Here is a 24,762-nt window from a genome sequence, read left to right on the forward strand (position 1 = left end):
CATCGTCTCATGTCCCACCATGAGTGTCGCTAGTCTGCCGGTCGTACCTAAGCGTTACCCCTGTGATGACTGGACGTGTCTTAACCCGATGCTGTCTCCGCCCACACGATGGATTCCGTAGGCGGTGGTGGACTGAGAGTGGGAGTCGATGCTCGTTGGTGCTTGAGTGGCTCCTGTGTGCTCGTGTTGTCATGCGTTCCTTGAGGAACTCACTGTGCGACACCTCTGACAGACGATGTGGCAGGCACCGTATACTCAAGCGAAAGCAGAAACGAAGAGAAATCTACGGTAATCGCAACTCGCCGTCGACTTCGTAGAGGTAGCCTTTCTGTAGTAATTCCGAGAGTGCTTCATTTGTGTCGTAGTCGGTGAAGTCGTCGCCCTCGAGATGGGAATGTGCTGCTGGGCGAGTCAACCCAGTCTCTGTGACCTCGATCTTCGGGCGGAGTACGTCGAGTGCATCTTCGGCAGTCGCACTGAGTGGGGTTCGACTGTTCCGCATTACAGTGTTTTTCGCCTTGCGATGCATTGGAAGTTCGGGTGGAGACAGTCCTTGTGGGGAGTGTCACTCTCGATTCAGAGAGAGTCACACGGCCGACTCACGACTGAGTTCCAGTAGCCAGTGGGTGAACGCCTCACTCCAGGGGTTGACCTCCTCCGTACTGATAAACGGCGAGATTTCGTCCCCAGCCATGAGCAACGCAAAATCGAGTTGCTGTGGAGTCGGCGTAAGTCGATACGTCGTCCGTCCATTGTAGATGGCGCGATTGCGCTCGATCATTCCAGCAGCTTCCAGCGCCGTTGCGATGCGTGTCCCAGTTCGACTACTCATACCGAGTGCTTTCCACAGTTCACTCTGGTAGAACCCGTTGGCCTGTTCGATGAGTGCCAGTGCATGCCGTTCCCGTGGTGTGAGTTCTTCTTGGGGTGCTTCGACTTCCGCGTCGACAGGTTCCATCTCTGTCTCCCTGTCGACGGGTGTCAACTGGTAGGTAACCCGTCCCTCGTGAACCGTCCGCTCGCGAGTGATGAGCCCCTTCTCCGCCAAGGACCGTGCGATTCTACTTCCTGTGCGACTGCTGACGCCGAGCGCTTTCCACAACTCGCTCTGTGAGAGTTCTTTCGAGTCTCGAATGAGCTGATAGGCCTGCTGCTCAGCGGCAGACAGCGCCGCTGTGATGCTCATTAGCACTCCTAGGCGATCACCGAGCTAAAGCTGTTCGCACCCGGGTGTGTGACTCCGTACGGAGTCCGCTGGTGTGGCATATGACTCCCCGCTCTCAGTGACAAAACAGTGACAAAATGACGAGAGATCGCAGGCCCCTTGACCCACGTGACTCTGTGATGGTTCACCCTTCGATTGATTCGTTCGGATCCTTCTGATCGACCTTCGACTCCGTAGTCGTGAGTTCCTGCAAGTATGCCTGTCCGTCAGCCGTTATCTCATAGACGCTGGACGTCGCACGGCAGACGTAGCCATCCGCTTGAAGCTCGTCGCAATGGCGACTGATCGTAGTTGGATGGTACCCAAGTGTGTCTGCCAGCGCGGGCACGCTCACTGGGCCCTGCTTGTCGAGTTCCGACAAGAGAAGTTGGCGTGCGTAGTCATCCATGCTATTCTTACACAATGTCATGGCATGAGTGAATATAGGCGTTTGGGAAACACTGGAACACAGTTTTACCCATGAAAGAACGATAACGAGATATGTCATCGATTGATCTGACGCCGAGTCAGCAAACGATACTCACCGCACTCGTTAATCTGCATCGCGAGTCCGAACAGCCCATCAAAGGCGAAACGATCGCTGAGGAGATCGACCGCAATCCTGGAACCGTCCGGAATCAAATGCAGAGCCTGAAAGCACTGCAACTCGTCGAAGGCGTGCCTGGTCCGAAGGGTGGCTACAAGCCAACAGCACAAGCCTACGAGGTGCTCGATATTCAGGAGATGGATGAACCAGCGGTCATTCCGCTCGTCCACGAGGGTGAGCGTGTAACGGGTGTGAACATCGAAGAGATCAATCTCTCGAGTGTCCACCATCCCGAAAAATGCCGCGTCGAAGTCCACGTCCAAGGATCCATTCAAGAGTTCCACGAGGGCGAGACGGTGACGGTTGGTCCAACACCACTCTCGAAGTTGCTCATCGAGGGTGTTGTCGATGGGAAGGACGATACGAGCAACATCCTTATTCTCCGCATTGCGGAGATGACGGCCCCTGCAGCAGAACCGGCTCACTGAGCCGGCCTCAGGAGAATGTTGGATTTTCTTCGGAGCCAACGGAGTATGCCCAGTGACTGTCAGGGGTTCCGTACTGGCCGTCTCGGTGGGTGTTCACCTTACTTTTTCATCATTCGTGTCGTCTTTCTCTGGATTCGGCCCAAAGCACGGAGTTCCACACAGATCGCACTCCCAGATCGATTGTCCAGCCCACGCGTCGTCGGGACTCTCTTCGAACGCCAAAAACTGATGTGTCGTCTCTCGGCCACACTCCCAACACTGCAGCGACCTCTTCGTTGGGACCCGGTGCTCCCGAGACTCCGAACGCGTCTCCCCGGGAGAGTGCTGCAGTGCAATTGCTGGCACCAACCAGCCGTCATCGCCTTCGTTCTCGAGGCGTGTCGAGAGGTGCGCTTCATCCTGTATGGCGCTTCCACTCTCGGCGTAGAGGTACGTTCCGTGTTCAGTCACTGAGCACGTCGTGTTTCCACTCTCGGCGTAGAGGTACGTTCCGTGTTCAGTCACTGAGCACGTCGTGTTTCCACTCTCGGCGTAGAGGTACGTTCAGTGTTCAGTCACTGAGCACGTCGTGTTCCCCAGGTCGTCCGCTCACGAGCGACTGCAAGCACCTCCTCACCGCCTTTCGAGGTGGTTCGGATTGCAGCAGGAAGCGCCGGCCATTCGTCGGTCACCTGTGCGGCAGGCTCCTCGTCGAAGTCGTAGATGAGCTGGCACTCGTCGACGGCGGGATCGGACTCATTCGTCACAAGCAGTCTCGCTGCAGCGGCTCCCTTCGCGACGGCGCCGTAGTACGTCGACGACTCGACGAATAGGTGTACGACGTGCAGGAGTGACAGCTCGGTGTCCGAGCGACGCTGCTCGTCCGATGGATCGAGATGGTGAGTGAGACAGAACCGGCACTTTGGCTGGCCGAGAGGAATCGACGTCCCACAGGAAGCACACGTTGTCTCTCGCTGGTGATTCTCGGCCGGGTAGCCTACGAGAGACTCTTCTCGATCTTGAGTATCGAATCGAGCATCGAGTTCGCAGTCAGGTGTTTGGGTACCTTCACCCAGGGGGCGGAGTGCTTCGTAGTCGGCGTAGTGGTCAGTCATCGGCTTGTCTCGATTTCATCCGACATGGTACTTCAACTTCGAGACGACTCCGACTTCTCGCTCTTGATTATTCGAGAGGACACAAAGATATATGAGAACCAAACACGAACGCTAGGACAAGAGGTGACTAAGATGACTGAGTCTCCAGGGGAAGGTGTTGCATCGTGGACAGAGACAATGAGTGCACGTGAGCGGATTCGATCCGTCGCCGAAACGCTCAGTGAGCCACGTTCGACCAATTGGATTAGCGACCAAGCAGATGCGGCATGGAGTACCACCTCCAACGAGCTGAATGAGCTCGTTGAGCAAGGTCGGTTACGCCGCATTGAAGCTGGTGACACTACGCTGTATCAGCCAGACTATACCCGGTTGCTCTTCGAAGAAATCCGCTCCCTCATCGAGGAGAATGCCCGCGAGGAACTTCAGAGTGAGTTGGCGGCCATTGCTGAAGAAATCGAGGGATGGCAAGACACCTACAACGTAGAGACGTGGGAAGAGCTCGAACAGTCGCTTGCAGATGGCGAGGTCTCTAGCGCTGAGATTCGTGAGCGACGCGAGATCATCGCGTTCTGGCGTGCGAACGAAGAAGACCGTCAACTCATCAAGCACGCTCTCGAACTGTATTCGGATGTTGAAACCACTCGCAAACAGATGACCGACGCAGCAGACCGCGCTACGAGCTAACCTCTCTTTTCTACCACGATGATCTTCCTTGCGAATCGCGACCGCTATACGCAACGTACCCTGCTTCGAGAAGTACACAGTCGGCTCTCGAAACACGCTGGCTGTGAGAATGTGCGCTACCGTCCATCTCGTCGTCGTCCACGCTTTGTCATCGCTGATATCGACACAGCAACGTTCCTGAATCACTCCTACGACGTCGAAACTGCACGATTAGAGATTCGATTCTGGTATCCAATCGGTGTTGACCACGAGTACTACCAAATCAATTGGATCGAACCAACGCGGAACCTCATGCTCGGGTTCCACCAAGACGCTGACCATCCTGAATTGGGCTCTTGTCACATTCAACTCAACCACGAGGACACCGATGTTGACAGGCATACTGCGGCATTTCTCGATGCACATCCGCTTGCAGCACTCGATCAACGACTTCAGCAGTTGCCAACCGCTTTGGAGGCGATTCGGTGGCAGGATGGACAACCATCACTCTCGGAATGGCCGGATGCAGAGTGAGCGACTGTTCCAACGACGCATCTGAACAACCCCTACGCCGATGCGACTTGAACCTCCCCGTCAATCAGCTCGGTGAGTTCTGCATGTCGTGCTCGCAACGTCGTTGGCGTCGTGCCAGCGGCCGCTGCAACCTGTGTCTGTGTCTGTGACTCACCGTGTTCACGACTGGCGAGATAGAGACAGGCTGCAGCAACCCCAGACGGCTGATAGCCGTTCGTAATGGACGTCTCATGCACACGCTCAGCGAGTGTACGCGCTCGACGACGAACCTGTTTCTCGACACCGAGTTCCGAAGCGAGTTTGGGGATCAGTGATTGTGGGGCGACAGGCTGTGTCGGGAGTCCCAACTCTCTGTTCAACGTTTTGTACGCGTTTGTGACACCCGAGTGGTCGACACGAGCAACGTCGACGAGGTCATCACGGGCGAGTGGTCGTCCGTGACACCGACAGACCCCGTAGACGCTGGCGGCGGCTATCGCTTCGATTGACCGGCCGAGCAAGAGGTCCTCGCGTTGGGTACTCCGGAAGAGCTGACACGCCTGGTCGCGAACTGAGCCTCCGAGTCCGAGAGCGCTCGTGACTCTTCGGACCTCGCCTAGCCCGTGTGCGAGGTTCCGCTCGGCTTTCGACTGGAACCGCCCCCGCATCTGCTCACGCCGCATCCGGGCAAGCTGACGTCGTTTCGACCAAAGAGCGTGCGTCCTTTCCCATCGGTTCTGCGACCGATTTCGGTCGACAAGCCTCGGTCGTGACGGCTCGCCGTGAGTGGGGCCCTGTCCGTTCGCGGTCGCTGTCGTCGTCTTCGAACGAACGCCACTCGGGGCCGTGGTCGATCTGCTGGTCTGCGATGACGAGCCCACAGTCTTCACAGACTGTTTCCACCGCGTTGGTCGCCACGTAGCCGTTGTATTCGGGATAGGTGTTCGAGCTGGACTCATGCTGGACGTCTTCGTCGAAGGTCGTCTCGTAGATCTCTCTCGTTGCCATGGTATTCACGAGGGACACCAGACGAATCGCACGTCTCCATGTGCCCCTCACCCTTCAGGGGCAGAAAAACAGCCGTGCGGTCTTATCAAATTCTCTAGATAGCGTCAGAGGCGGTATACAACAGCCAAATAATGTTTAATTCGCTGTGTTCAGAATACAGATCTGGCAAATTTTTGCGTCAGTCGTTCACCACAGTGGGTTGTAAATCTGCAGTAAGCCCGTCGGCGTACTCGGCGATAAGTTCGTCATCGATCTGTTCAAGAAGTCGAATCTGTCCGCGTTCCGTTCGGTGGTCGATTTCCACCTCTGAGAGGTACGTCTCAAACCGACGGTCAATCTCTTCTTCCCGCAATTCAACCCAATCCTCCTCGTCAACCTCGTGTTCGTCGGGTCGCTCAGCCTCCGCGTAATCGCGCCAACGGTCACGGTCAGACCACTCCTCAGTCCGTTCAGCTTCTCGCCGCCGCCAATCACGGTGTCTGGCGAACGACTCAAAGTACCCGCGTTCGTGACGGAGGCGATCGATTACTGCTAGCGCCACGCTCGCACCGCGTCCTGCAGCGATGATTGCCTGACGGTCGGTCCCATCGGTCGGGGACGCAATATAGAGGCCGTCAATGGGTGTTGTTCCATCGTCTTCGGGATACGACCGATCGAAGCGTTCGTGGACTTCGCCGTCGTATTCGTGAGTCTCGAACATCTCATCACCACCGAGGGGCCGAAGATATTCCCCGTCGTACCGAGTTGCCGCGATAACGTGCGCCGCGGTCACGGCATCCCCCTGCTGCGGTTTGACGACGAACCCATCTCCATCGTCAGTACGCGTGATAGACTCAACAAGACCTGGGACGTACTCACAGCCTGCTTCTTTTGCGTGGTCGTGCATCAACGTGTAGAACGTCTCGATATCGATTCCAATCGGGAAGCCAAGATAGTTCTCAAGGAATGCACACCGCTGTATCGACGAGCGTCCACGGTCGAAGATGACTGTGTCAAGGTCGTACCGTGCGGTGAAGACACCTGCCGAACAGCCGGCTGGGCCGCCGCCGACGATCACAACGTCGTAGTCGAACGATTCCAGTCTCTGTTCTATTGTCGTGGAACTCATTCCTTAGACCTCTCCATTGACGATGTCTGCAACGCGCTGGCGGTCGAACAGTTTTTCATCGGCAGTTACCTCGCCGAAGACCTCTGGGTAGAGTTGCTTCGCCGCACGTTCAGTCTGGAAGAGGTTTTGAATCGGTCCCTGAAACAGTTGGCCGCCACGGTAGACGCGTCCGTTCTGCACGGCAGTCAACTCGCTTGCGACGGGGTGATTCCGCATGAACTCGAGAACCGTCTCTTGGAACTCGGTCGCGGACTTTCGTTCGTGCGCTCGAAGCATGATGACGTCGGGGTCGACTTCGAGCATCGTCTCGTAGTCGATTCGGCCACGGTCAGTAGTGCTCAGCCCTTTCACTCCTGTCCCGGCGAGGGCGTCACTAACGCCGAGGTCGCGCCACTGTTTCTTGCTGGTTCCCTTGTCGTTGAGTCGGTACGGCGAGAACTCTTCGGGCTGGTCGCTTCCCTCGTAGACGAGCAACACGTTGGGGCGACTGTCGGCCGGGGGGAGTTGTGTCTGGATCTCCGAGAGGAACTCGTCGTGCAATTCTTCGAACGCACTGTACCGTTCTTTTTCGCCGAAGGCCTGCGCGACTTTTTCGAACGCTTCGTAGAGCGTGTAGTACCGGTAGTCGTGCCACTCGTCTTCTCGGCGGAAAATGAGATTTCCGAAGAAGGGACCGACGTTCTGTGCGATTTCGTCGACGTCCTTCTCGCTCCAGTCGAACCAGTTGACGAGCATCTGCGGATCCATGAGGTGGACGTCGTTGTCAAGTTCGTAGAAAATCTCCTTCTCCATGCCAGCCTCTCCCAGATCGTTGGCTTCGAGTGACTCGCGGTCGACGCTCACGCCAGGGAGTTCATCGTAGACGTACGTGTAGTAGCGACCGGACGCGCCGATACCCGTCATCCCGTCGGCCTTGCCGAGTGCGACACCCATGTCAGCGTAGCCGCCATCATAGGCGATCCATCGTTCGGGGACTGACTCGAACGTGACCTTCCCAACCGGTTCAATCGAGGCTGAATAACCGGTGTCCTTGGATGCCGTCTCGGTATTCGCAGTCTTATTCGACGATTGTGTCTCCGTCGCTGTCCCTTCTGGTGCTGAGTCTGACTGGTTGTCACCAGTGCAACCGGCAAGCAGTCCCCCACCGAGAACCGCTCCGCCGTACTTTACGTACTCACGCCGGGTTGGACCTGTGCTGTTGTCTGTATCTTCCGACATACAGATTAGGCTTGCCTAAAACTATATGACTGCTTCGAAATTTAGGCCAGCCTAAAAGATAGCTGGCTGAAACGTAAGTGAGATTCGACGTCGAAGTTGATGTGGATCCCCGACTACAACGGATTCCAGCCCCTTCGCCAATTTCTGTTTTACCTCTGGTTTGTCGAACGAGAGCCCAATACAGAATCTGCCAGTACTTCCGGTGAGTACTTCCGGTGAGGCTGTTTGAGCGCGATGTATCCGAGTTTGATACTATATCGAGTGAACTGAATGGCTTATCCGAGGACTTTGCCGCGAACGACTTGCGCGCTCTATTCGACATTGACCGAAGAAACCTATCACAAACGAGAACAATCCAAAACCGCCCATACGGAGCGAACTCACCACCGAACGATAGCGAAAGCCCGGCGGCTGGTGAGCCGCCCGGAACGTGGAGGTTGGGTGGGGCGGCGGGAAGTGGGCGAACGGGCACGTAGCAAAAAAGAAGGCCCCGATGACTGGCTATTCCCACCACCGACCGCGCTCGGGGAAGGTGAGACTCGACCACCCGGTGACGGCCAGTGAAACGCGCCCTTCGTACCAGTTCCGCGCCGCGCCATCGATGCGCACCTGCTCGCCCTCGTCCATCAATGGAGCGTTCGACGCCTTCCAGACCGTCACTCTGGTTTTTCCACTGTCGTCGGCAATGAGGCCCACTTGAGCGATACTCGGATGCGAGGGTTCCCACAGCGTCTCGACGCGTCCTTCGATACGCACCTCTTTGCGATTGACGTCCTCGAGCTTCCCAATCGGAACCACCTGTCCCGGCGCCGTCTGCAACTCCTCGAACACACTGACGACCGCGCTCATCATGCCTTTGCCACCGACCACATCCTCACCGAGCCGTCGCCCAATCGCCGCTCGCGACCAGCCATCGAGTTTCTCGCTCAACCGCATCGCCTGCGTGTTCACCGCCCCCAACTGCTCCTTCGTCAGTTCTTCACGTGGATCGGCTCGCTCGGGGTCTGCCCACACATCCACGCTCGCCGCTCGCTTCTGGAACGCTGTCCGTCGCTTCTCATTTCGTTTCGCCGCCACGTCTCGCGACCGCTTCTCCCGACCGTCCTGCGTTCCGAACGTCGCTCGTGCACTGATGCGCTCTAGCTCTTCCTCGCGACCTCGAATGCGCTCTTCTTGTTCGAGGGTTGCCCCGTAGATTCGTTCGTCGTCGGTGTCGACAATTCCGTCCGGGTGGTTTGCATCCACCTTCGCTTGTACTTCCATCTGCACCGTCGCTCTGAATTCCGGCGTCTCATCGACGACCTCGAAGCCGTCCTCGTCGACCGCTGCTTCGTTTTGGTTCTCGAATGCCTGTTCATCGACCGAAACTACATTACTGGTTGCGTTGTTACTTGACATTGGAATCTCCCTTGATTCCGAAGGCGTTCACGCGCCCGACACCGCGATGCTACTACATCGCGGACTTCTCACAACGTCACCCGACAGACCCGTCTACGCGCTCTCGCTCGCGCCTTCGTGAGCGCCCCTTGGGGCGCGAGCGAGAGCGCCTCAGGGAGGCCACCCAACCAGCACCGCGCGGCGACCCGCCCGGAGCAAGCGTCCAGCGGGATATGCCCGCTCGTGTCCGGCCCGATGCGCGGGACCGTGTCCAGGGCGACTGTCGCCGAGAACGCGCGCCGCTGTGTGGCGCGCGACAGCGCAGGCGGCACAAAGCGCTGGAACGCGAAAACCCGCAAGGGGCGCAACCGACGGGGATACCCGCTGGCGTCGAAGGCACATCCACTTTAGCCCGGCAGCCCGCCCGCTACTGCAGGCAGGCAGTCCCGGAATGGTCAGTCGCGAGCGACGCGGAGGTCTCGTGAGCGAAGCGAACGAGACGTCGGTGAGCTTGCTCACCGGCAGGCGGCAGCGGCGAGCGGGGCGTGCCGTAACGAAACACTCGTCCAGCCGGGCTCGACGATCGGTAGAGTTTAATTTGTCATACGAAATACTGATTTATCCCACGACAATTCTTCTTGTCGTGACTCGAAGTCTACCCCGTCGAGAAGTCCTCCAGAAACTCGGTGTCGCAGGGTCGGTTGTCTTCGCTGGTTGTTCGGCGACGACAGGCGACGAACCGACGACGTCGGTCGACGGCGCGACAACAACAGACCAAACGTCGACACAGACCGCGACAGCAGAATCGACCGCCGAAAACACGCAGACGGCGACACCCGAGGAATCACCGTGTCGTGAACCAGAGAGCAGGACGCCTCGCTGGCGGACGACCACTGACAGTCGTACCTACGACCCAGTCGTCGCCAACGGGATTGTCTACGTTGGCGGTGACAAGCCCGATACATTGCGCGCGTTCGACCTTACCGATGGAACCGAGCAGTGGCGTACGGCAGTGGACGGGATGCTCTACGTCGCACCGGCGGTCGGCGAAGACGCACTCTATTACCCAGAATACGATAGGGTGACGGCTCTCTCTCGAATCGATGGAACCGAGCGGTGGCGACACGACCCGACAGGTGACCTTACCGCACCTGCCACGGCCGCCGATGGACTCGTGGTCTTCGGCGAGTCGAACCACCCGACCATGCACACGACGGTCGACGACGAATTCGACCGTGCCGTCGCACTCGACGCCGCTGACGGGTCGGTTCGCTGGCGACAGCGGTTCGCGCCGGATGAGCGCGCACCGCTGACGACCCGACCGGTTACGCTCGACGCGAGCGTCGTCGCCGCCTCGGAGGACCACGTGATTCGCGCGTTCGATCTGGCTGATGGGGCCGCCCAGTGGTCGACGGGGGTGTCCGTTCCCTCGGACATGGCCGCATTTTCTTCCGGGGGCAACACGGGTGTCGTCGTTGCCTCGCGTGAAGGAACCGTGGCGCTCGATCCAGCCGACGGGACGACCCGCTGGCGTGATGGGCGAAGTTCCGAGCGTGTCGTCGCCGGAGGTGGGCGGGTCTTCGTGGCCCGCAACGACCTGCTCCGGGCGCTGGATGCGACCGACGGGAGTGCCCTGTAGACACACTCCACGACTGACCGACGACTCATCGGCCTCGCGGCCGACGCCAAGCACGTCGTCGCGTCGTTCAGGTCGAAGACTGAAAAGCGGGCACGTCTGACTGGGTTCGACCCACAGACCGGCTGTCCGGTGTGGCACGTCTCGCCGGGCGTGGGTCGCCTCTCGTCACCCACGCTCGGAGACGACACCGCCGTCGTCACCTCGGGCGTGGCCGACCGCTCGGTCTACGCGGTCGGGGCCACAGAGAAATGAGAGAGAGAGAGTATCGTAGCCAACCGTTTGTGTTGTCACGTCTTCGATGCGCTCGTCGACGAGCGAGGTTAGACGGAGTTCCATTCTGCAGCACTGTTGAGGGTCAGCTCCTCGTACACTCGCTCGGGGAGGCGGAACGTGATCTCGTTGCGCCGTGCAAACCGACGAACGGCTTGATACCGACGGTTTGATGGCTGGCCCATCGACACGAACAGGCCGGTGTCAGCGATATGAATCGTAGTCACGCGTCGTCGACGTCCTCGTCAACGCCTTCGATATCCGTGAGTGACGCACCCGATGTCTCGATGTCGAAATGTTCGAGGACCACGGGTCGGAGCGCCTGCAGGACAATCTCGGCTGCGAGTGGCGGAATGTCGAGATCACGGGCCATCAGGCGGTGCGTCACCTCGCCGCGCTCACGGGCGACAGCGTAGGAGAGTGCCGTCGCGAGGCCAGCAACCCCGTGACGGTCGATGTAGGTGTCGATGTCGCCGTTGGTCTCACGGCGGCCGACCGCATCAATCAGCGCCGGTGTAATCGTGTACTCACGGTCACCATCAGCAGTCACGGTCAGGTTAATCGGGCGAGCAGTGTACAGCCGGGGTTGCTCATCGCGGGTCACCTCGACAACGCCAGCATCAACAAGCCGGTTGACGTAGGTGTAGGCTGTCCCCTGTGCGAGGTCAAGTGCGTCCATGACGTCTTTGACGGATGTCTCGTCATTGCGAGCGAGATATGCATACAACTGAGCTAGCTGTGGCTCTTCGAGAAGATCCGCAACCGAGAGGAAGTCACGGACGATGTCACCTGTATTCTGCTTTGAGGTACGTGACATAGGGTTTCTGTACTGATTACAGTTTACAGCGAACCGATAAAGAGTGTTTGGGTAACCGTTGCTGGCTCGAGCTGATGTTCTTGCGGGGAGGATCTGAGTCAGTACAACCTCAACACTCTCGGTGGTCCGGCTCAGTTGGGCCACCGATTGGCCGTTGCAAAATGAGGAAGTGATTCAGCTATCGGTTCGGCACTTCGCAACAGAACGTCGGCAAGATGAGGACTAACCGTGTAACTGGAAATATATTACTCTGGAGCGTAAAGTAGCACCGTGCCCAACCCAGATGACTCCGCTATCGACACGCTCGACATTGAAGCCGTCGGGGCATACCTCGCTCAAACGGATGTCAACTTCGCGATTCTGTTCGGGTCACACGCACGAGGAACGGAAGATGAGTCATCGGACGTCGATATTGCGCTCCGGTTCCCAGAAGAGGTGTCTGAAGACGAGCGGTTCCGCCGACGGAACCGTATCGACGCTGAGTTACAGGAATTTGCAGATGGATTCGTCGACGTGAGTGATATCGAGTCGCTCCCAACGCACGTTGCGTACGCGGCGCTCCGAGATGGTATTCGTCTCGTTGGTGATGATGAGGTGGTTGACGCGTATCGACAGCAAGTCACCGCCACGTATGAGGCAGGCGAGAGTGAACGCGAACAAGAACGTCGTGAATTCATCGACCGGCTTGCGCGTGGAGACGTATCGGCCAGGGTATCACCGACTTCGCGATGTTCCACAAGTAAGACAGACTAGAACGACGGTCTCACCAGGACTGTCGGCACTCGAATCTGTCGAGTACAGTGTCGCTTCTTCAGTAGTCGCTTGTCGGTGTTCACGCCAGACGGGATCACCACTCTCCCCACAAGCGTGACAGTCCGCAATCCACGTCTGGGTCATGAGTGTATAGTCGTGGTCTACCCCCGACTAGGTGATGCCGAAAGGAATTGGCACGCGGGATCGCTTCTCTGTCGGTGCACGGGTTTCAAAACCCGACCAGAGCGTGCTTAGGCAGTGTACTGCATCATCCTACTTGTCTGACGACCCAAACACTCTCAGTGGTCGCTGACAGTTAGTCAAACAATGCGGCACTCATCAACCCCGTTGACGCCGTCACAGCAAACTGCGCTGGAACTGATCACGCAGAGGAGCGATGAGGACGGGACGATTACACACGACGCAGCTGTCGATCTCCTCATTGACGGTGGGTTCGAGCGACCAGAGGCGGAGGACCTCCTCGAGCAGTTGTTGCTGAAGGGGTACGTCTATGAATCGACGAACGGCCTCCGACTCACTCCGTGACGCGTCCCGACAAGGGCCCTGAACAGTGAAACACTGAGCGTTCGCCATCCTGTTAACCAACAAACTCGGAATTGTGCAACTTGCGTTGGTTAACACTGCTCTGAGACACCATCGTTTCCTGTGCTCTCAGGAAGCAAGAGACGTCGCAGTTGATCGAGTTCACACCGGGGACAGAAGTCGGCTCACGCTCCTGATGTACTGTAGGACGTTTCCCTTCTTGTGCAACCGACCACAGTTGGCTGCCGCCGTGAATCGATGCTGTACTCAGAGATCTCGTGCGACGACGCGTCCGTTCCTCGTCACCGCGAATACCGCCCCATCACCGACGACTGGGCCTCTCACTCTGTCCTCTCCGAGCGTGAGCGTCCAGCGGTGGTCACCACTCGCAGCATCATGGCCGTAGAGTGCACCACGCCGGTCGTCTCTGAGGACGACGACGCCGTCACCAACGGCCCGGGGGATTGCATACTCTACGGCTGTCTCGGTACGCCATCGTTCAGTTCCATCGTCCGTTGCGAGCGCAACGACGGTTCCTGACCGGAAGACGAACAGCGTTTCGTCAGTCAGTGGTGCATCATGAATGAGGCCACCGTCTTCGTAGCGCCACTGTTCGGTCCCGTCGGGGCCGAGTTTCGCGACGTGTTCGCCACCGAGATAGAGCGCGTCGCCAAGGCGCATCGACGTCACGTACCACTCGCTGTGTTCCCAGCGGACGGACCCGTCTTCGGGAGATAGGGCTCGCACCCAACTCCGTGGAGTCCGGTCGACGATTTCGGAGGTGTAGACGTAGACGTGCTCGCTGTCGGCAACAACACGGACGGTCTCGAACTCTAGGCCGTCGTGTCGCCATCTCTCACTTCCGTCGTCCAAGCCGAACGCGTATAGCCGACCAGGGACGGCAACATACGCATTCGTCTTGTCGAACGCGCCACCGGATGCAGAGCCCGCTTCTGCTCGCCAGCGAATTGCTCCGGTCGCTGTCTCGACAGCGAGTGCTGGGTCACAGCAGGGGCCGATACCGTCGTTGTTCGACCCAAGTACGACCGCGCCGTTGGCAACACCGAGGATACCGACCCAGTTGGTCACATCGAGGTCAGTTCGCCAGTGCTCTGCACCCGTCGCAGGATCGAGTGCATGCAGTACATTTTCTGAGCCAGAGTATGGCCCCGAAACACTACTCAGAACATATAGTGTACCGTCGGCGACGGTCATTACGTCGCCGCCCATCGCGACAGTCGCGATGCCGTTTGGCGCGTCGAATCGCCACTCTGGCTCGCCTGTGGCTGTGTCGAGCGTGTACAGGTGGCCATCCTCGGTGCCGACATAACAGAGTTCATCGTGATAGAGCGGGTCGTTCCGGACCGTCGACCCGACGTCGTACGACCACCGAAGTGACGGGTCTGCCACATCTGGTGTCGGTGTCGCAGGTGAGGTGGCTGGAGACTGTTCAGTCGGCGACTGTGTCGGTGTGTTTTCCGAACCGAGTTGTGAGAGACAGCCAGCAAGTGAGCCGATGAAACAGCCACCACCAAGTTGGAGGGCACTTCTACGTGTGAGAGGTCGCCGGATACGGGGGGACATGTTGGTTCTCATGCACGACGAGCGTACAAGCTTTGTGGACCTGCGGGGGAATGCGTCGGCTGCCAAGTGACGGTGAAATCTACAGAGCGCTTCTCAGCGTGATTTGTCGTTGAATACCGCGAGCGTATCCTGTGATAGCGAACCCAATACCGTCACTCGGTCGGACACGTCCAGTGCGCTGTCGCTCGCTGTTCTTCACTCTCGAACGACTCGCGTGAGCAAAGCGCATTCTGTTCGGCTCGGGTCACCACGTGATGGGCGTCGGGCACCGCCTCGTTGTCCTCATCAACCTCGACAGTCTCCGGAAGGACAGCGCTGTCAGCAAACCGCACCGTCACGCGGTAATGGATGCCACCGAGACTCGCTGTACAGGCGATTGGAAGCGGAATCGGCAGTCGAAGATACCACTTCTCCCGGTGTCCGACCGAGACGAAGAGCCGATTGTCTGCCCGCAACTCAACCGCCCTCAACACAGGCGCATCACATCCACCACCGTAGAAGACGAAGCCGGTGATTCGAACTGTCGACGCCGCGTCATCCCACGCCACAATCGGTGGATATCGATCGCGTTCCTCGTCGTCGGTGCCGACAGGACGGTCCTTTCGAGGAGTGATTTCCTCAAAGCGCACCTCAGCGATCGGGTCAGTGCGACGTCCGAGACCGTCGAGCCCGGCACAGCCCGCAGTTGTCGCAACGACACCAGTCACCCCCGTCAGAAACGTCCGTCGCTGCATTATGCGGCCTCCTCATGGGCGGCGATTGCATAACAGGACTCGCCAGCAGGGAGGTACACTACCCCATCGACGACCGCCGGCGTCGCCCGCCCAAGGCGCTGCCCAGTCGCAAACTCCCATCGAACCTGGCCTGTCGCAGTATCAAGCGCATAGAGGGTCGTATCGACACTCCCGACGTACACCGTGTCGCCTGCGACAGCCGGTGGCGACCCGACCGTATTCCACGCCCAAAAGTCCCACACCAACTCGCCGCGCTCGCGGTCAACCGCATAGAGGCGTGCATCAGTGGCGCCGACGTAGACACGCTCGTTGTCGACGGCCACCGGCGAGGCAATCACCTCAGCATGCTTGTCTGTCGGGCGTCCGATTCGCGTTGACCACTGTGTCTCCCCAGTCGCGGCGTCGAACGCAGACAGCAGCCCGCCGGTCTCTGCAGCGAACAGCGTCCCGTCAGCAACGGCAAACGTATGGAAGAATCGAGCGTCAAGCGAGCGCGTCCAGACGTCATTCCCGTCGCTGAGTTGCACAGCGAAAAGATCGCCATCGATAGTCCCGAAAAACACCTGCCCGTCCTCGACGACGGGCATCGTCCCAAGCCACGCGTCGACTGTTCTCACCCACTGACGCTCGCCACTGTCGAGTCCGACTGCATGGATGGCCCCACTTCGACCGCCACTATCGCCGCTCGCAACGACGACGGTTCCGTCAGCGATGACCGGCGACGTAATCTCATCGCTCGGCATCGAATCGCGCCATCGGACTGCAGCGTCGCCGTCGGCTGTCTTTGTGACATCGATCGCGAAGAGGGTCTCTTCGAAGCCCACGCAGACCGTCTCGTCCTGTACTGCTGGCGACGATTTGTACGTCCGTCCGAGGTCAACGTGCCAGCGTTCCTCGCCGCTTGCGGCGTCAAGTGCCGTGAGTCCGTCTCCTGCAAGGTAGATCGTGCCGTCGGTGACTGCCGGCGTGGTTTCACTCACCGGCGCCTCGACATGCCAGAGCTCGCCGACGGGCGGAGTGGGACCGCTCACAGTAGGAATGTAGCCTCGACCTGTCGGGTCATATCGATGGCTTGGCCAACTCCCGTCAATGGAGTCACGAGGGCTTGCAGGTGGATGCGTTGGTGGTCCAGTCGCGTCTGTGGGCGCACGACCGTTAGACAGACATCCAGATAGGCTGGAGCCGACGCCGACAACCGACGGAAGAGCCTGGAGGGCACGTCGCCGCGTAAGACGGGGCATGGTTCAGACTCACACGTCCGGTACGAGAGCGTTTCGACTGACTGACAGACGACTGTATTCTCTGTGTTCACCCTCGATACGTCGACGATCAATCAATGCAGTACTCTCCTCAAATCGCTGTTGGGCGTTTCCCAGTACTCTCTCGGCGGGCCTGGAGGGTGAGCGCAATCGCGGCAATTAGCAAGCACAGCGTTGGGAACATGAAGTACCACCCGATGCTCATGACGCCGATAATCGAGATGATTATCCCAACGACTGCGGTCGCCCAGGTGAGGTGTCGATAGCCGACCCACGCAGCAGCCCCGCCAAAGGCGACGAGCCCGATGAGCATCACGGCCCAGAAAAACAGAACTGGAGCGTTGCCGCTCGTGCTTCCGAAGAGATAGTCGATCCCTGCTTCACAACCACGAGTGACCACAGTGGTGGACTCCCCGCTGCTGGTCTCGGTGGCTGTCCGACTCGTCCAACAGGAAACGGGCCCGAATGCGCCCAGCATGAACAAGAACCCGTACCCGCCGCTGAGCCACGCGAGTACACCAGCGCCGCGGGCAACACCGCGAAGCGAGGGTCTCAGGAGAGTCATATTGAACAGTACAGTGGATTGAATCTTAACGACATCCCGTGGCGAGGACGACACCCCATCGTGAGGCGAATCGAGCAGACTACCACGCCAGGGATTCATGGCACACCGATGGCGTGGCGGTACGGGAAACCGACGCCGTTCGCCGGTCACTCAGAGTTGTCCGTGGTCGTGCCATTCAATTCCCCTAGAATCCACTGGGCCGTCGTCCCGATTCGGACGCCGTCGATCGAACGCATATCGAGGTCCGCGGCTGCAGTTCGAAACGTGACATCCCCGGCAAGGACGAGCTGGACGACCTCTCGAACAGCTGCCTCACCGTAGCGGTCAACAACGTCAGCCATTGCGATGTCGAAATGTGCATCCTGGTGGTTAGCTCGTGGATTGTTCGCTCGCGACACGAGTCGCTCACAGACCTCGTCGATCGATGCGTGATCGGGATTCTGCGTGCAGTCGCGAACGTTGTATCGGGCATCGGTGTCGGACATGTTTCTGTTAGAGCCTCTCGGTGTGTTCGTCAGTTACCTCCGACGTGTCAGCCTCTAACTGCCGAAACTCCGCAAGTGCCGCTTCGAGCGTTTCGAGATTGTCGATTGCTTCGAGTTCACTCGTAATCTCGTCGATGAGTGCAGCCCGCCTGATAGTGTGGGCATCACCAGTGGTCGTTTCGATCGACTCGATACGAACGACGCGTGTTTCCTGCCAGCCACACTCCCAACAGTTTCGGGACAGCTCGAGTTGTTCCTCGGCGTCCGCAGCAAGGAGCGCCTTGATCACGGATGTTGAGGGCGGCAGATCAGGGCCGACCTCCATCGTGACGGGTCCATCACACGCAGGGCACTTCATACACTATCAGATACCTGCAATCGGTTTAATGGAGTGGTGGGTTCGTCCCTTTTCTCCAAGCGGGCGAACATCGGGAGTGGGTGGCAGGGAGCTTCGCCAAGATGGGTAGTGGAACTCACATTAGCAACCGCGAGAATCCGCACTCAGTCCCCACCGAACGTCGTCTTCGACGGCCTGCAACTCCCGCTCTGCTCGCTTGACACGGCCACGGCCGACGAGACCAATCGCTGTCTCGCGATCGATTTCGTCGCTCGCGTATCGCGAGAGGACGAGGTCGACCCAGAGAGCTTCGACACCGCGTTCCAACGCCTGTTCGAGAATCTCCGACTCTGGGATGTCCCTCGCTTCGGCGATTTCCTGCACCCGTTCAGTGAGCTCCGTGGTCATGGCTAGTCGATTGCGCTGTGGTGATGTGAATACCCGTGGACCTGTCGACGGCGACAAGAATACGATCGAAGTAGTCCGCTGGACACACGTCATTAGTCATCATTGTCGGTCGTGCTCCTCGGATGCTGGACCACTGGATCCGCTGAGATGCTCATCAATCTTCGCGAGTGCGTCGTCGAAACGTTCGCGTGGCGACCGTGTATCAGACGATTTGTCGGTCACACGCCGCCGAAGCTCTTCGGCGTGTTCCAGGTTGCCAACAAGGAGGATACCCTCCTCGAAGACCGATGCAGCAACGCCTGGTGAGAGGCTGTGGATATCGACGAGGTCTACGTCATCCATTTCGAGTGCCTCGCTGAGGTCTGCGCTCAGGCTGAAGAACGCGTCATTGTACGCCGGGTTCTCACGCTGAGTCGTTTCTAACTCGACCGCAATGTCGATGTCGCTCGTTGGATGGGTTGTTGCTGTCGCGTAGGAACCGAAGCAAAGTGCACACCGAACCGAGTGCTCCCGAAGAATCCCTTGAAGCATCTCAATCGGGAGAGAATCGTCGATGGCAGCTGACTCAACGGTTCTCATTGTTGATTTTCGGCGCGACTGCGTTGCAGGCGAGCCCGTTCAGTAAGCTTCCGCTCCTCTCGAGCACTCGCCCAATCACGGAGGTCACTGTACACGTTGTCGATTGTCCGGTCACCACTCGCCTCTGCAACAGTGACAGCGTCAACGGCTGCCGGTGTCGACGCGTCGTACGCCGCTTCGTAGTCTGCGATTCGGGCAGTCAATTCACGGGCGCGTGCTTGGAGTTCCTCAACAGTGTATTCGGTGCGGAGCCGCTCGATTCGTCGCCACTCGAAGTAGGCGTCATTACGTTCGTAGGTAGCTGGGTCGTCGCTCGGGTTCTTCACAACACCAAGTTCTGTGAGGAAGTTGAGGTGCTCCCGTGCGGTATCCGGTGTGATGCCTGCCCGATCTGCGATGTCAGCGACACGCAGCGGTTCTCTGAGCTGGAGGGCGACGTCGTATATCTTTTCGACCGTCGTCCGGCGCTCAAGCGCTGCTTCCCACTCAGCAACGAAGTCAATTGACGGAGGGTCACTCATAATATACGCAAGTCTGTTTGTCTCACAGACTAATGGTGTTGTCTCCCAGAGTCACATGCTCTTGTCTCGCTTGCTTTCTGCGAAGGGAGACTGCGCTCCCTGTAGATCCGCCGGTATCTGCAAAGCACGTCGTGGAAGTAGGAAGCCCTCCCCGCAAGGGGCGAACGGCTGATGTCGTGAGCGAGTAGGGGAGGGTAGGGTCGTTCACATCGGCTCCATGCGATAGTTCGCGTCAGCGTCGACGTCGTCGTACATACGGTCGAGCATGTCGAGTGCTGACTGGAAATGCGCATAATGCTCATCTGCGTACGCGACGGTTTCCTGGAGCGAAATAACGGACCGTCCGTCGACTATTTCGGCATCGATCTGTGACCGTGGCTCCAGAACGACCTGGATGGTTCCATCGAGGTCTTCAGTGGCCTGGCGTTCCTGTGCAGTCGGGATTCCGAAGCGTTCGAAGAATGTTGCCCAAGCGTCGAGATCAGACTCCTGGACAGCGATGAACAGCGGATAGTCCTCGGGGTCACGTGCAACTTGATAGCCACCGCGAGTCCAGACGTAGACCGCATCGATGGCAGTGAATGCATATTCCATGCCAGCGAACTGTGGGAGGACGTACGCCTCTGAGATCGACGGCGACGAGGAAGCCGATGCTGCGGCAAGGAACTCGAGACCGACGTCTCGGATGGTCTGGTCAACGAGCTGGAGGCCATCAGTGTAGGCGACGTACCCAGCCTCCTCGAGGCGGTTCACGACGCGACGGATCGTCTCTCGGTTTTCGTCGATTTTTCGCGCAACGCCCGAGATGGAATCTCCCGAATCGAGCGCGAGGATGACCTTGAGTTCTTTCTCGCCACACACTTCGTACATCTTATGGTTGCATATTTTTGCGTAACAGTCAAAAAAATTACCTCTTATGCCGGTTTGCAGGCTGGACGTCCCACGCACTGCCTGTGAGCACAGGCTGTTGGTGTTGCGTTGGCTCACGTTGTCGACGACGTCACTCCTCGTGGTCTGTGCAGTATCGGAGCTAGGAAGCCGCGCCACTTCTCCCTCAAGTTCCTCAATACGCTCGTTTCGCTCCTCAAGTGTTGCTTCGAGTCTGCTCACACGCTCTCGTCACCACTGTTCTTTTCGACTGCGCGTCGCGTCGGTGTCGTCGCCATTACGTATGCCATTCGGCGAAATCAGTCCTCGGTCGTCTTCTGCAATTCGCCGGGCAGCCGATCGAGACAAATTTCGAGAAAGCTCAGTGGTGCTTCAACCTCGATCTGGCCCGGTTCGTGGATGAGTTCGTCACCGACTTCGAGTTGGAAGTGCGTTGTGCCAAGGTCGGGATGATCGTCATCCTTGTGCTAGCCAAGACTCACGCTCTCGTCGGCCCAGTGGACACGCTGGATATCTGTCTCCGCTTGTGGTCGCCAAAGCACCTCTAATTTTGCCTCCGTCCGTGGAAATGAGCCGTTTAGAAACATCTCCACGTCGACGTCAGCGACAACAGTGCGGGGCCGAAGTCCAGAGGGTTCGTATCGGACGTTCGAGCACCCTGGCTCGTTTTGCAGTCGTTCCTTGAGTTGACGAAGGCCTTCGCGGCGGATGAATCACCGACCACCAGCAAGAAATATCACCATCTGTGTTGCTAGCCTTCCTATGGGAGGCCCGTCGAATCCTCCAACCCTGACGCTGCCCCCAACGTCGTCAGCGAACTCTTGAGACTGATCGCGAGCTGCATCGACTCGCGGACTTCGATGTTGTACTCCCACTCGCCGATGACGTCGAGACGTTCACGACGCTCGTCACCGGTGAGGGCTTCATCGCCGATGCTCTGACGCAACTCCGCAAGCGAATCGACTTCGTAGGTGTCTTTCCACTCGTCAATCTCTGCCCCGATTGCGTTGAGTTCCTGCGTCAGTTCCTCAAGCGTGTGTGCTTCCGCGAGCTGGCGGACCTCACGGAGGAACTGTGTCACGGCGTCGGGCTTGTAGCTCGTTCCCTCCGCTGTCTCGATGGCTTCGAGATCGCCCTGCTCAACCATCCGAGTGAGGTATTTCACAGCCGTATCGCGTGACACTGCTGCTTCCTCTGCGATCCACCCTGCATTGCGTGGTTCTGTCCGCGTCAGCGCCACGTGGCGGACGCGCTCTGCGGCATCCATTCCAGCTGGCCAACTCGGATCTTTCTCAGTCATTGGTGGTGTCTTCACCGTTAGTACACTAATAAATTCGCATCAATAAGAATTATTTAGCCCCGTTTTGCGCACTGCATCATGAGAAGCTTCTCTCGACCGTCTTGCGGACGAGCCCGTATCCGGCGTGTTCCTGCGCGTCGGCTGTTCTCTGAGTCGGTCCAGCCTGTCGGTGTTGTGCCGGGTTAGTTGTGTGCTCCGTCACCCTTGACGGAGTCAAAAAACGCTGCTGTCACTCAGCGTCTGTTCCGAGCAATCGCTTCGTTCGTCCCCACAGCGACGACGTCTCGTCATCAGTCGCTTCCAGGTGGCCGTCGTCGTCGCCGACGTCAGGCCTCTTGTGCTGTGCTCTCTCGGTGCCACTGAGACGTTCGACCTCTGCCTTGAGTTCGTCAATACGCTCGTTTCGCTTCTCAAGTGTTGCTTCGAGGCTGTTCACACGCTCTCGCAGCAACCGGTTCTTTTCGGTGAGATACGCTCGACTGCGTGCGTCGTCGGCGTCGGCGTCATCGGTGGCAGACGTGTCTGTCTCTGCGTCCGCCTTCGACCGTGGTTCGTAGAATTCTGACGTCCGTTCGATCGCACGCTCAATCGTCTTTGCGTTTCAAAGCCAGTCGAATCATTCACCAAGTGAGGTTGACGTCTTCCAGTGAAATCGCAGGCAAATCGAACTTAGCAGGACTGAGCGCTGCAAATTCACTATCATCAGTAAGGATGTGGGGACGCTCATATCGGTGTTCGTATGCGAGGAGGAAGATTGGAACGTCCTTCTTTTGAATACCGAGTAGATGACTTAACAGTCGTACTGTCGACCCACCACGTACCTCTTCGAGTGTTGTTTCACGGACTGCCTCTGCAGTAAAGTCAGCTGTAATCGAATCACAGGTCCAAATGAGCCCGAAGAGCTTCTCGAGTACACGGTCGACATCGGGGCCGGATACACGTTGGGAACGGTAGAGTCCGTGTTTGATTTCCAGAAGCATGTATGGTGTGATGGCCGTTTCGTACGTCCCCGAGAGAAACCCTTCAAAAAAGTGCAGACGTTCGCCTAATACGTCTGAGTAGATCTCGACTGGGAATTTGTCTGCTGTGGCTGCGTATATCCACACGTTGCTATCTAGAACAAGAAACATTCCAGTCGTTAGTCGTCTGCGCGAACTTGCGTTCGGTCGGTCGAAATATCCTCACGAAGATTCTCGCGGTCCCAGTTCAACTCTTGATTGAGCTCCGCTAACTGGGCTTCAATCTCGGAGGCATCGCTCTCTGATCCCATCGCTTTCTCCCACAGATCTGCCGTTTTCTCACTCATGGAACGTACCTCCTGTCTATGGTAACAAAATCGCCCGTTGGTTATAATACTGGCGTCTACCGGTGTCTGGTTGGTGTATGAATCGAAGCCTCCGAACGTGGATTCCATTCGACTCAGTGACCACGGGGGTGCTTCAGGTACCGTTGCGCTTTGCTACAGGTTCTGGATGTTACGTTGGGTCACGCTGACTGCTCCGGCACTCTTGACGGAGCAAAAACCCCTCCCGTCACTCAGTATCTGTTCCGAGCAATTGCTTCGTTCGTCCCCACAACGACGACGTCTCTGACTCTCCCTCGTCATCAGTCACTTCAGTGTGTCCACCGTCGTCGACGGCGTCAGAGGTTCCGGTCTGCGCTGTAACGGAGCCAGTGAGCCGTGCTACTTCTGCCTCGAGTTTCTCGATACGCTCCTCTCGCTTGTCGAGCGTCGCTTCGAGACTGTTCACACGCTCTCGCAGCAAGCGATTCTTCTCCATGAGATATGCTCGACTACGCGTGTTGTCGGCATCGTCGCCATCGGTGGTGGGTGTGTCTGTGTCCGCCTTCGCCCGTGGCTCGTAGAACTCTGACGTCCGTTCGATCGCACGTTCGATGGTCTTCTCGCCGTACGTCGACCCGTCGGCGTAGTGCACTTCGTCCCACTTCTCACGGATGAGCCCTGACTGGCGGAACAGCTGATCCATCTGTGTCGTGTCGCCGCCGCTCCAAAAGGCCAGCATGCAACATAGCGCCATATCGGCCTCTGAGTTACTGTCGTAGCCACTGGTTGAGCCGTTCCACAGGCGGTCGAACTTCTCACCGTTCGAGGCGCTCTTCGCTTTCTCGAGGAGGGTGTCGTCGTCGAGTGACGTGCTAGATGTGGTCTCATCTCGCTGTGTGACATCCGTAGGGGTGTCCGTCGCCTGTGTGGGTGTCTCCTCGGCGATGTACTCACGATGGATCGCTTCCAGGGCGTCTTGTCTCTGCGACACCGCTGTTGGCGTTCCTGTCACTCGATCGCCGGTGACGGTGAAAAAGCGGGCTGTGTCGTAACACTCGATCTCCCCTCGTCGGTTCCGACCCTCCGGCAAGCTCCCTTGGATGAGTACGTGATACCCCGTTCCCGATGGCGACACTTCAGTGTAGGAATCCAGTCGGGTGATGATGTCCTGTGCATCGTCGTCGGTGTCACCACTCTCGGGATTACGACAGTCGTCGAGGTCGACGCCGACGATCGGGTCCTCCTCGGTGAACACAAAGCCGATTCCATCGGCCCGGCCACGTTCGAGATAGTCACAGGCAGTCTCAAAGTCTGCCCACGTTTCTGGGTCCGTCGACGAGGCGAACGACCCCACTCCACGTAACACCGGAATCTTCGTCGCTTTCCCGTCACGTTGCTCTCGTCGCCAACACACCCACTGGGGTCGTTCAGCGAGCTCGTCCGGTATCGATTCCTGTGTCAGCATCTCGGTGGGTTCCTCAGTCATTGGGTGTCTCCTCTGGAAGCCGCGCCCCTTTTGGCGCCAGAAAAAATCTCCCGCTGTTCGCTTCGCTCACTTGCACCGGCTTCACCCCT

General features: G+C 58.2%; 28 protein-coding genes and 3 pseudogenes. 6 read left to right on the top strand and 25 right to left on the bottom strand.

Features of this window, described 5'->3' with window-relative positions:
• Positions 1–283: 283 nt before the first annotated feature.
• The 3 genes from EOHIBHHM_RS21070 to EOHIBHHM_RS21080 form a co-directional block, all read right to left on the bottom strand.
• Complete coding sequence (locus EOHIBHHM_RS21070) at positions 284–502, bottom strand: hypothetical protein (RefSeq protein ID WP_497257644.1); 219 nt, start codon at positions 500–502, stop codon at positions 284–286.
• An 84-nt stretch (positions 503–586) separates the two neighbouring features.
• On the bottom strand, positions 587–1,186 hold the full coding sequence (locus EOHIBHHM_RS21075; RefSeq protein WP_497257646.1) for a helix-turn-helix transcriptional regulator: 600 nt from the start codon (positions 1,184–1,186) through the stop codon (positions 587–589).
• A 163-nt stretch (positions 1,187–1,349) separates the two neighbouring features.
• The gene (locus EOHIBHHM_RS21080; protein WP_497257648.1) at positions 1,350–1,712 is read right to left on the bottom strand and encodes a MarR family transcriptional regulator; all 363 of its coding nucleotides are present in this window, start codon (positions 1,710–1,712) and stop codon (positions 1,350–1,352) included.
• On the opposite strand from EOHIBHHM_RS21080, the gene EOHIBHHM_RS21085 reads away from it, so the two are divergent.
• Positions 1,706–2,239, top strand: coding sequence for an Rrf2 family transcriptional regulator (locus tag EOHIBHHM_RS21085; RefSeq protein WP_497257650.1), 534 nt, complete (start codon positions 1,706–1,708; stop codon positions 2,237–2,239). The genes EOHIBHHM_RS21080 and EOHIBHHM_RS21085 overlap by 7 nt on opposite strands.
• A gap of 554 nt (positions 2,240–2,793) precedes the next feature.
• On the opposite strand, the gene EOHIBHHM_RS21090 is transcribed toward EOHIBHHM_RS21085, so the two are convergent.
• Positions 2,794–2,985: a hypothetical protein gene (locus tag EOHIBHHM_RS21090; RefSeq protein WP_497257652.1), complete on the bottom strand. Its 192-nt coding sequence runs from the start codon at positions 2,983–2,985 to the stop codon at positions 2,794–2,796.
• A 480-nt stretch (positions 2,986–3,465) separates the two neighbouring features.
• On the opposite strand from EOHIBHHM_RS21090, the gene EOHIBHHM_RS21095 reads away from it, so the two are divergent.
• On the top strand, positions 3,466–4,017 hold the full coding sequence (locus EOHIBHHM_RS21095) for a DUF7342 family protein (RefSeq protein ID WP_497257654.1): 552 nt from the start codon (positions 3,466–3,468) through the stop codon (positions 4,015–4,017).
• 18 nt (positions 4,018–4,035) lie between these two features.
• Complete coding sequence (locus EOHIBHHM_RS21100) at positions 4,036–4,530, top strand: hypothetical protein (RefSeq protein WP_497257656.1); 495 nt, start codon at positions 4,036–4,038, stop codon at positions 4,528–4,530.
• A gap of 32 nt (positions 4,531–4,562) precedes the next feature.
• On the opposite strand, the pseudogene EOHIBHHM_RS21105 reads toward EOHIBHHM_RS21100, so the two are convergent.
• The 4 genes and pseudogenes from EOHIBHHM_RS21105 to EOHIBHHM_RS21120 form a co-directional block, all read right to left on the bottom strand.
• Positions 4,563–5,517 (bottom strand): annotated as a pseudogene (locus EOHIBHHM_RS21105) (transcription initiation factor IIB).
• Positions 5,518–5,695: 178 nt separating this feature from the next.
• The gene (locus tag EOHIBHHM_RS21110; protein WP_497257658.1) at positions 5,696–6,625 is read right to left on the bottom strand and encodes an NAD(P)/FAD-dependent oxidoreductase; all 930 of its coding nucleotides are present in this window, start codon (positions 6,623–6,625) and stop codon (positions 5,696–5,698) included.
• Between the two features lie 3 nt (positions 6,626–6,628).
• Positions 6,629–7,843 (bottom strand): ABC transporter substrate-binding protein, encoded by a 1,215-nt coding sequence (locus EOHIBHHM_RS21115; RefSeq protein ID WP_497257660.1) that lies wholly within the window; start codon positions 7,841–7,843, stop codon positions 6,629–6,631.
• Positions 7,844–8,344: 501 nt separating this feature from the next.
• Complete coding sequence (locus EOHIBHHM_RS21120) at positions 8,345–9,241, bottom strand: SOSS complex subunit B family protein (protein WP_497257662.1); 897 nt, start codon at positions 9,239–9,241, stop codon at positions 8,345–8,347.
• A 622-nt stretch (positions 9,242–9,863) separates the two neighbouring features.
• On the opposite strand from EOHIBHHM_RS21120, the gene EOHIBHHM_RS21125 reads away from it, so the two are divergent.
• Positions 9,864–10,859, top strand: coding sequence for an outer membrane protein assembly factor BamB family protein (locus tag EOHIBHHM_RS21125; protein WP_497257664.1), 996 nt, complete (start codon positions 9,864–9,866; stop codon positions 10,857–10,859).
• 344 nt (positions 10,860–11,203) lie between these two features.
• On the opposite strand, the pseudogene EOHIBHHM_RS21130 reads toward EOHIBHHM_RS21125, so the two are convergent.
• Together EOHIBHHM_RS21130 and EOHIBHHM_RS21135 are read right to left on the bottom strand one after the other, a co-directional pair.
• Positions 11,204–11,356: pseudogene (locus EOHIBHHM_RS21130) on the bottom strand (PIN domain-containing protein); the annotation flags it as partial.
• Positions 11,353–11,946 (bottom strand): DUF7437 domain-containing protein, encoded by a 594-nt coding sequence (locus tag EOHIBHHM_RS21135; protein WP_497257666.1) that lies wholly within the window; start codon positions 11,944–11,946, stop codon positions 11,353–11,355. The pseudogene EOHIBHHM_RS21130 and the gene EOHIBHHM_RS21135, both read right to left, overlap by 4 nt.
• A 270-nt stretch (positions 11,947–12,216) precedes the next feature.
• Between EOHIBHHM_RS21135 and mntA (EOHIBHHM_RS21140) the strand changes: the two genes are divergently transcribed.
• Positions 12,217–12,699 (top strand): type VII toxin-antitoxin system MntA family adenylyltransferase antitoxin, encoded by a 483-nt coding sequence (mntA, locus tag EOHIBHHM_RS21140; RefSeq protein ID WP_497257668.1) that lies wholly within the window; start codon positions 12,217–12,219, stop codon positions 12,697–12,699.
• Between the two features lie 327 nt (positions 12,700–13,026).
• Positions 13,027–13,245, top strand: coding sequence for a hypothetical protein (locus EOHIBHHM_RS21145; RefSeq protein ID WP_497257670.1), 219 nt, complete (start codon positions 13,027–13,029; stop codon positions 13,243–13,245).
• Between the two features lie 264 nt (positions 13,246–13,509).
• Here the strand turns inward: EOHIBHHM_RS21145 and EOHIBHHM_RS21150 are convergent, their stop codons facing one another.
• From EOHIBHHM_RS21150 to EOHIBHHM_RS21220, 15 genes and pseudogenes are all read right to left on the bottom strand, one after another.
• Positions 13,510–14,652, bottom strand: a complete 1,143-nt coding sequence (locus EOHIBHHM_RS21150; RefSeq protein WP_497257672.1) for an outer membrane protein assembly factor BamB family protein — start codon at positions 14,650–14,652, stop codon at positions 13,510–13,512.
• Positions 14,653–14,978: 326 nt separating this feature from the next.
• The gene (locus EOHIBHHM_RS21155) at positions 14,979–15,560 is read right to left on the bottom strand and encodes a hypothetical protein (RefSeq protein WP_497257674.1); all 582 of its coding nucleotides are present in this window, start codon (positions 15,558–15,560) and stop codon (positions 14,979–14,981) included.
• Entirely contained in the window at positions 15,560–16,591 is a 1,032-nt protein-coding gene (locus EOHIBHHM_RS21160; RefSeq protein WP_497257676.1) for an outer membrane protein assembly factor BamB family protein, read from the bottom strand. Before EOHIBHHM_RS21160 ends, EOHIBHHM_RS21155 begins: the two co-directional genes overlap by 1 nt.
• A gap of 319 nt (positions 16,592–16,910) precedes the next feature.
• Entirely contained in the window at positions 16,911–17,384 is a 474-nt protein-coding gene (locus tag EOHIBHHM_RS21165) for a hypothetical protein (protein WP_497257678.1), read from the bottom strand.
• A 146-nt stretch (positions 17,385–17,530) separates the two neighbouring features.
• Complete coding sequence (locus EOHIBHHM_RS21170) at positions 17,531–17,869, bottom strand: DUF8158 family protein (RefSeq protein ID WP_497257680.1); 339 nt, start codon at positions 17,867–17,869, stop codon at positions 17,531–17,533.
• A gap of 7 nt (positions 17,870–17,876) precedes the next feature.
• The gene (locus tag EOHIBHHM_RS21175) at positions 17,877–18,227 is read right to left on the bottom strand and encodes a DUF8105 family protein (protein ID WP_497257682.1); all 351 of its coding nucleotides are present in this window, start codon (positions 18,225–18,227) and stop codon (positions 17,877–17,879) included.
• 120 nt (positions 18,228–18,347) lie between these two features.
• The gene (locus EOHIBHHM_RS21180) at positions 18,348–18,614 is read right to left on the bottom strand and encodes a hypothetical protein (RefSeq protein ID WP_497257684.1); all 267 of its coding nucleotides are present in this window, start codon (positions 18,612–18,614) and stop codon (positions 18,348–18,350) included.
• A gap of 99 nt (positions 18,615–18,713) precedes the next feature.
• A complete protein-coding gene (mntA, locus tag EOHIBHHM_RS21185) occupies positions 18,714–19,193 on the bottom strand; it encodes a type VII toxin-antitoxin system MntA family adenylyltransferase antitoxin (protein WP_497257686.1) in 480 nt (159 codons plus the stop codon).
• Entirely contained in the window at positions 19,190–19,714 is a 525-nt protein-coding gene (locus EOHIBHHM_RS21190; protein ID WP_497257688.1) for a DUF7342 family protein, read from the bottom strand. The genes mntA (EOHIBHHM_RS21185) and EOHIBHHM_RS21190 overlap by 4 nt, the downstream gene beginning before the upstream one ends.
• Before the next feature lie 204 nt (positions 19,715–19,918).
• Positions 19,919–20,584: a helix-turn-helix domain-containing protein gene (locus tag EOHIBHHM_RS21195; protein WP_497257857.1), complete on the bottom strand. Its 666-nt coding sequence runs from the start codon at positions 20,582–20,584 to the stop codon at positions 19,919–19,921.
• A 778-nt stretch (positions 20,585–21,362) separates the two neighbouring features.
• Positions 21,363–21,902 (bottom strand): DUF7342 family protein, encoded by a 540-nt coding sequence (locus EOHIBHHM_RS21200; RefSeq protein ID WP_497257690.1) that lies wholly within the window; start codon positions 21,900–21,902, stop codon positions 21,363–21,365.
• Positions 21,903–22,131: 229 nt separating this feature from the next.
• A pseudogene (locus EOHIBHHM_RS21205) lies at positions 22,132–22,497 on the bottom strand (phage NrS-1 polymerase family protein); the annotation flags it as partial.
• Between the two features lie 25 nt (positions 22,498–22,522).
• Positions 22,523–23,032 carry a hypothetical protein gene (locus EOHIBHHM_RS21210; RefSeq protein WP_497257692.1) on the bottom strand — a complete coding sequence of 170 codons (510 nt, stop codon included), beginning with the start codon at positions 23,030–23,032 and terminating at the stop codon, positions 22,523–22,525.
• Positions 23,033–23,040: 8 nt separating this feature from the next.
• Positions 23,041–23,208, bottom strand: coding sequence for a hypothetical protein (locus EOHIBHHM_RS21215; protein WP_497257694.1), 168 nt, complete (start codon positions 23,206–23,208; stop codon positions 23,041–23,043).
• A gap of 226 nt (positions 23,209–23,434) precedes the next feature.
• Positions 23,435–24,673 carry a phage NrS-1 polymerase family protein gene (locus tag EOHIBHHM_RS21220; protein ID WP_497257696.1) on the bottom strand — a complete coding sequence of 413 codons (1,239 nt, stop codon included), beginning with the start codon at positions 24,671–24,673 and terminating at the stop codon, positions 23,435–23,437.
• Positions 24,674–24,762 lie beyond the last annotated feature (89 nt).

This window comes from Halogranum roseipondis, from assembly GCF_059695585.1.

What these genes read in the sequence shown, in the direction of transcription:
- EOHIBHHM_RS21070 (WP_497257644.1), bottom strand. Translation starts at nt 502, where the DNA reads ATGCGGAACAGTCGAACCCCACTCAGTGCGACTGCCGAAGATGCACTC.
- EOHIBHHM_RS21075 (WP_497257646.1), bottom strand. Translation starts at nt 1,186, where the DNA reads ATGAGCATCACAGCGGCGCTGTCTGCCGCTGAGCAGCAGGCCTATCAG.
- EOHIBHHM_RS21085 (WP_497257650.1), top strand. Translation starts at nt 1,706, where the DNA reads ATGTCATCGATTGATCTGACGCCGAGTCAGCAAACGATACTCACCGCA.
- EOHIBHHM_RS21080 (WP_497257648.1), bottom strand. Translation starts at nt 1,712, where the DNA reads ATGACATATCTCGTTATCGTTCTTTCATGGGTAAAACTGTGTTCCAGT.
- EOHIBHHM_RS21095 (WP_497257654.1), top strand. Translation starts at nt 3,466, where the DNA reads ATGACTGAGTCTCCAGGGGAAGGTGTTGCATCGTGGACAGAGACAATG.
- EOHIBHHM_RS21100 (WP_497257656.1), top strand. Translation starts at nt 4,036, where the DNA reads ATGATCTTCCTTGCGAATCGCGACCGCTATACGCAACGTACCCTGCTT.
- EOHIBHHM_RS21110 (WP_497257658.1), bottom strand. Translation starts at nt 6,625, where the DNA reads ATGAGTTCCACGACAATAGAACAGAGACTGGAATCGTTCGACTACGAC.
- EOHIBHHM_RS21115 (WP_497257660.1), bottom strand. Translation starts at nt 7,843, where the DNA reads ATGTCGGAAGATACAGACAACAGCACAGGTCCAACCCGGCGTGAGTAC.
- EOHIBHHM_RS21120 (WP_497257662.1), bottom strand. Translation starts at nt 9,241, where the DNA reads ATGTCAAGTAACAACGCAACCAGTAATGTAGTTTCGGTCGATGAACAG.
- EOHIBHHM_RS21135 (WP_497257666.1), bottom strand. Translation starts at nt 11,946, where the DNA reads ATGTCACGTACCTCAAAGCAGAATACAGGTGACATCGTCCGTGACTTC.
- EOHIBHHM_RS21145 (WP_497257670.1), top strand. Translation starts at nt 13,027, where the DNA reads ATGCGGCACTCATCAACCCCGTTGACGCCGTCACAGCAAACTGCGCTG.
- EOHIBHHM_RS21155 (WP_497257674.1), bottom strand. Translation starts at nt 15,560, where the DNA reads ATGCAGCGACGGACGTTTCTGACGGGGGTGACTGGTGTCGTTGCGACA.
- EOHIBHHM_RS21165 (WP_497257678.1), bottom strand. Translation starts at nt 17,384, where the DNA reads ATGACTCTCCTGAGACCCTCGCTTCGCGGTGTTGCCCGCGGCGCTGGT.
- EOHIBHHM_RS21170 (WP_497257680.1), bottom strand. Translation starts at nt 17,869, where the DNA reads ATGTCCGACACCGATGCCCGATACAACGTTCGCGACTGCACGCAGAAT.
- EOHIBHHM_RS21175 (WP_497257682.1), bottom strand. Translation starts at nt 18,227, where the DNA reads ATGAAGTGCCCTGCGTGTGATGGACCCGTCACGATGGAGGTCGGCCCT.
- EOHIBHHM_RS21180 (WP_497257684.1), bottom strand. Translation starts at nt 18,614, where the DNA reads ATGACCACGGAGCTCACTGAACGGGTGCAGGAAATCGCCGAAGCGAGG.
- mntA (WP_497257686.1), bottom strand. Translation starts at nt 19,193, where the DNA reads ATGAGAACCGTTGAGTCAGCTGCCATCGACGATTCTCTCCCGATTGAG.
- EOHIBHHM_RS21190 (WP_497257688.1), bottom strand. Translation starts at nt 19,714, where the DNA reads ATGAGTGACCCTCCGTCAATTGACTTCGTTGCTGAGTGGGAAGCAGCG.
- EOHIBHHM_RS21195 (WP_497257857.1), bottom strand. Translation starts at nt 20,584, where the DNA reads ATGTACGAAGTGTGTGGCGAGAAAGAACTCAAGGTCATCCTCGCGCTC.
- EOHIBHHM_RS21200 (WP_497257690.1), bottom strand. Translation starts at nt 21,902, where the DNA reads ATGACTGAGAAAGATCCGAGTTGGCCAGCTGGAATGGATGCCGCAGAG.
- EOHIBHHM_RS21210 (WP_497257692.1), bottom strand. Translation starts at nt 23,032, where the DNA reads ATGTTTCTTGTTCTAGATAGCAACGTGTGGATATACGCAGCCACAGCA.
- EOHIBHHM_RS21215 (WP_497257694.1), bottom strand. Translation starts at nt 23,208, where the DNA reads ATGAGTGAGAAAACGGCAGATCTGTGGGAGAAAGCGATGGGATCAGAG.
- EOHIBHHM_RS21220 (WP_497257696.1), bottom strand. Translation starts at nt 24,673, where the DNA reads ATGACTGAGGAACCCACCGAGATGCTGACACAGGAATCGATACCGGAC.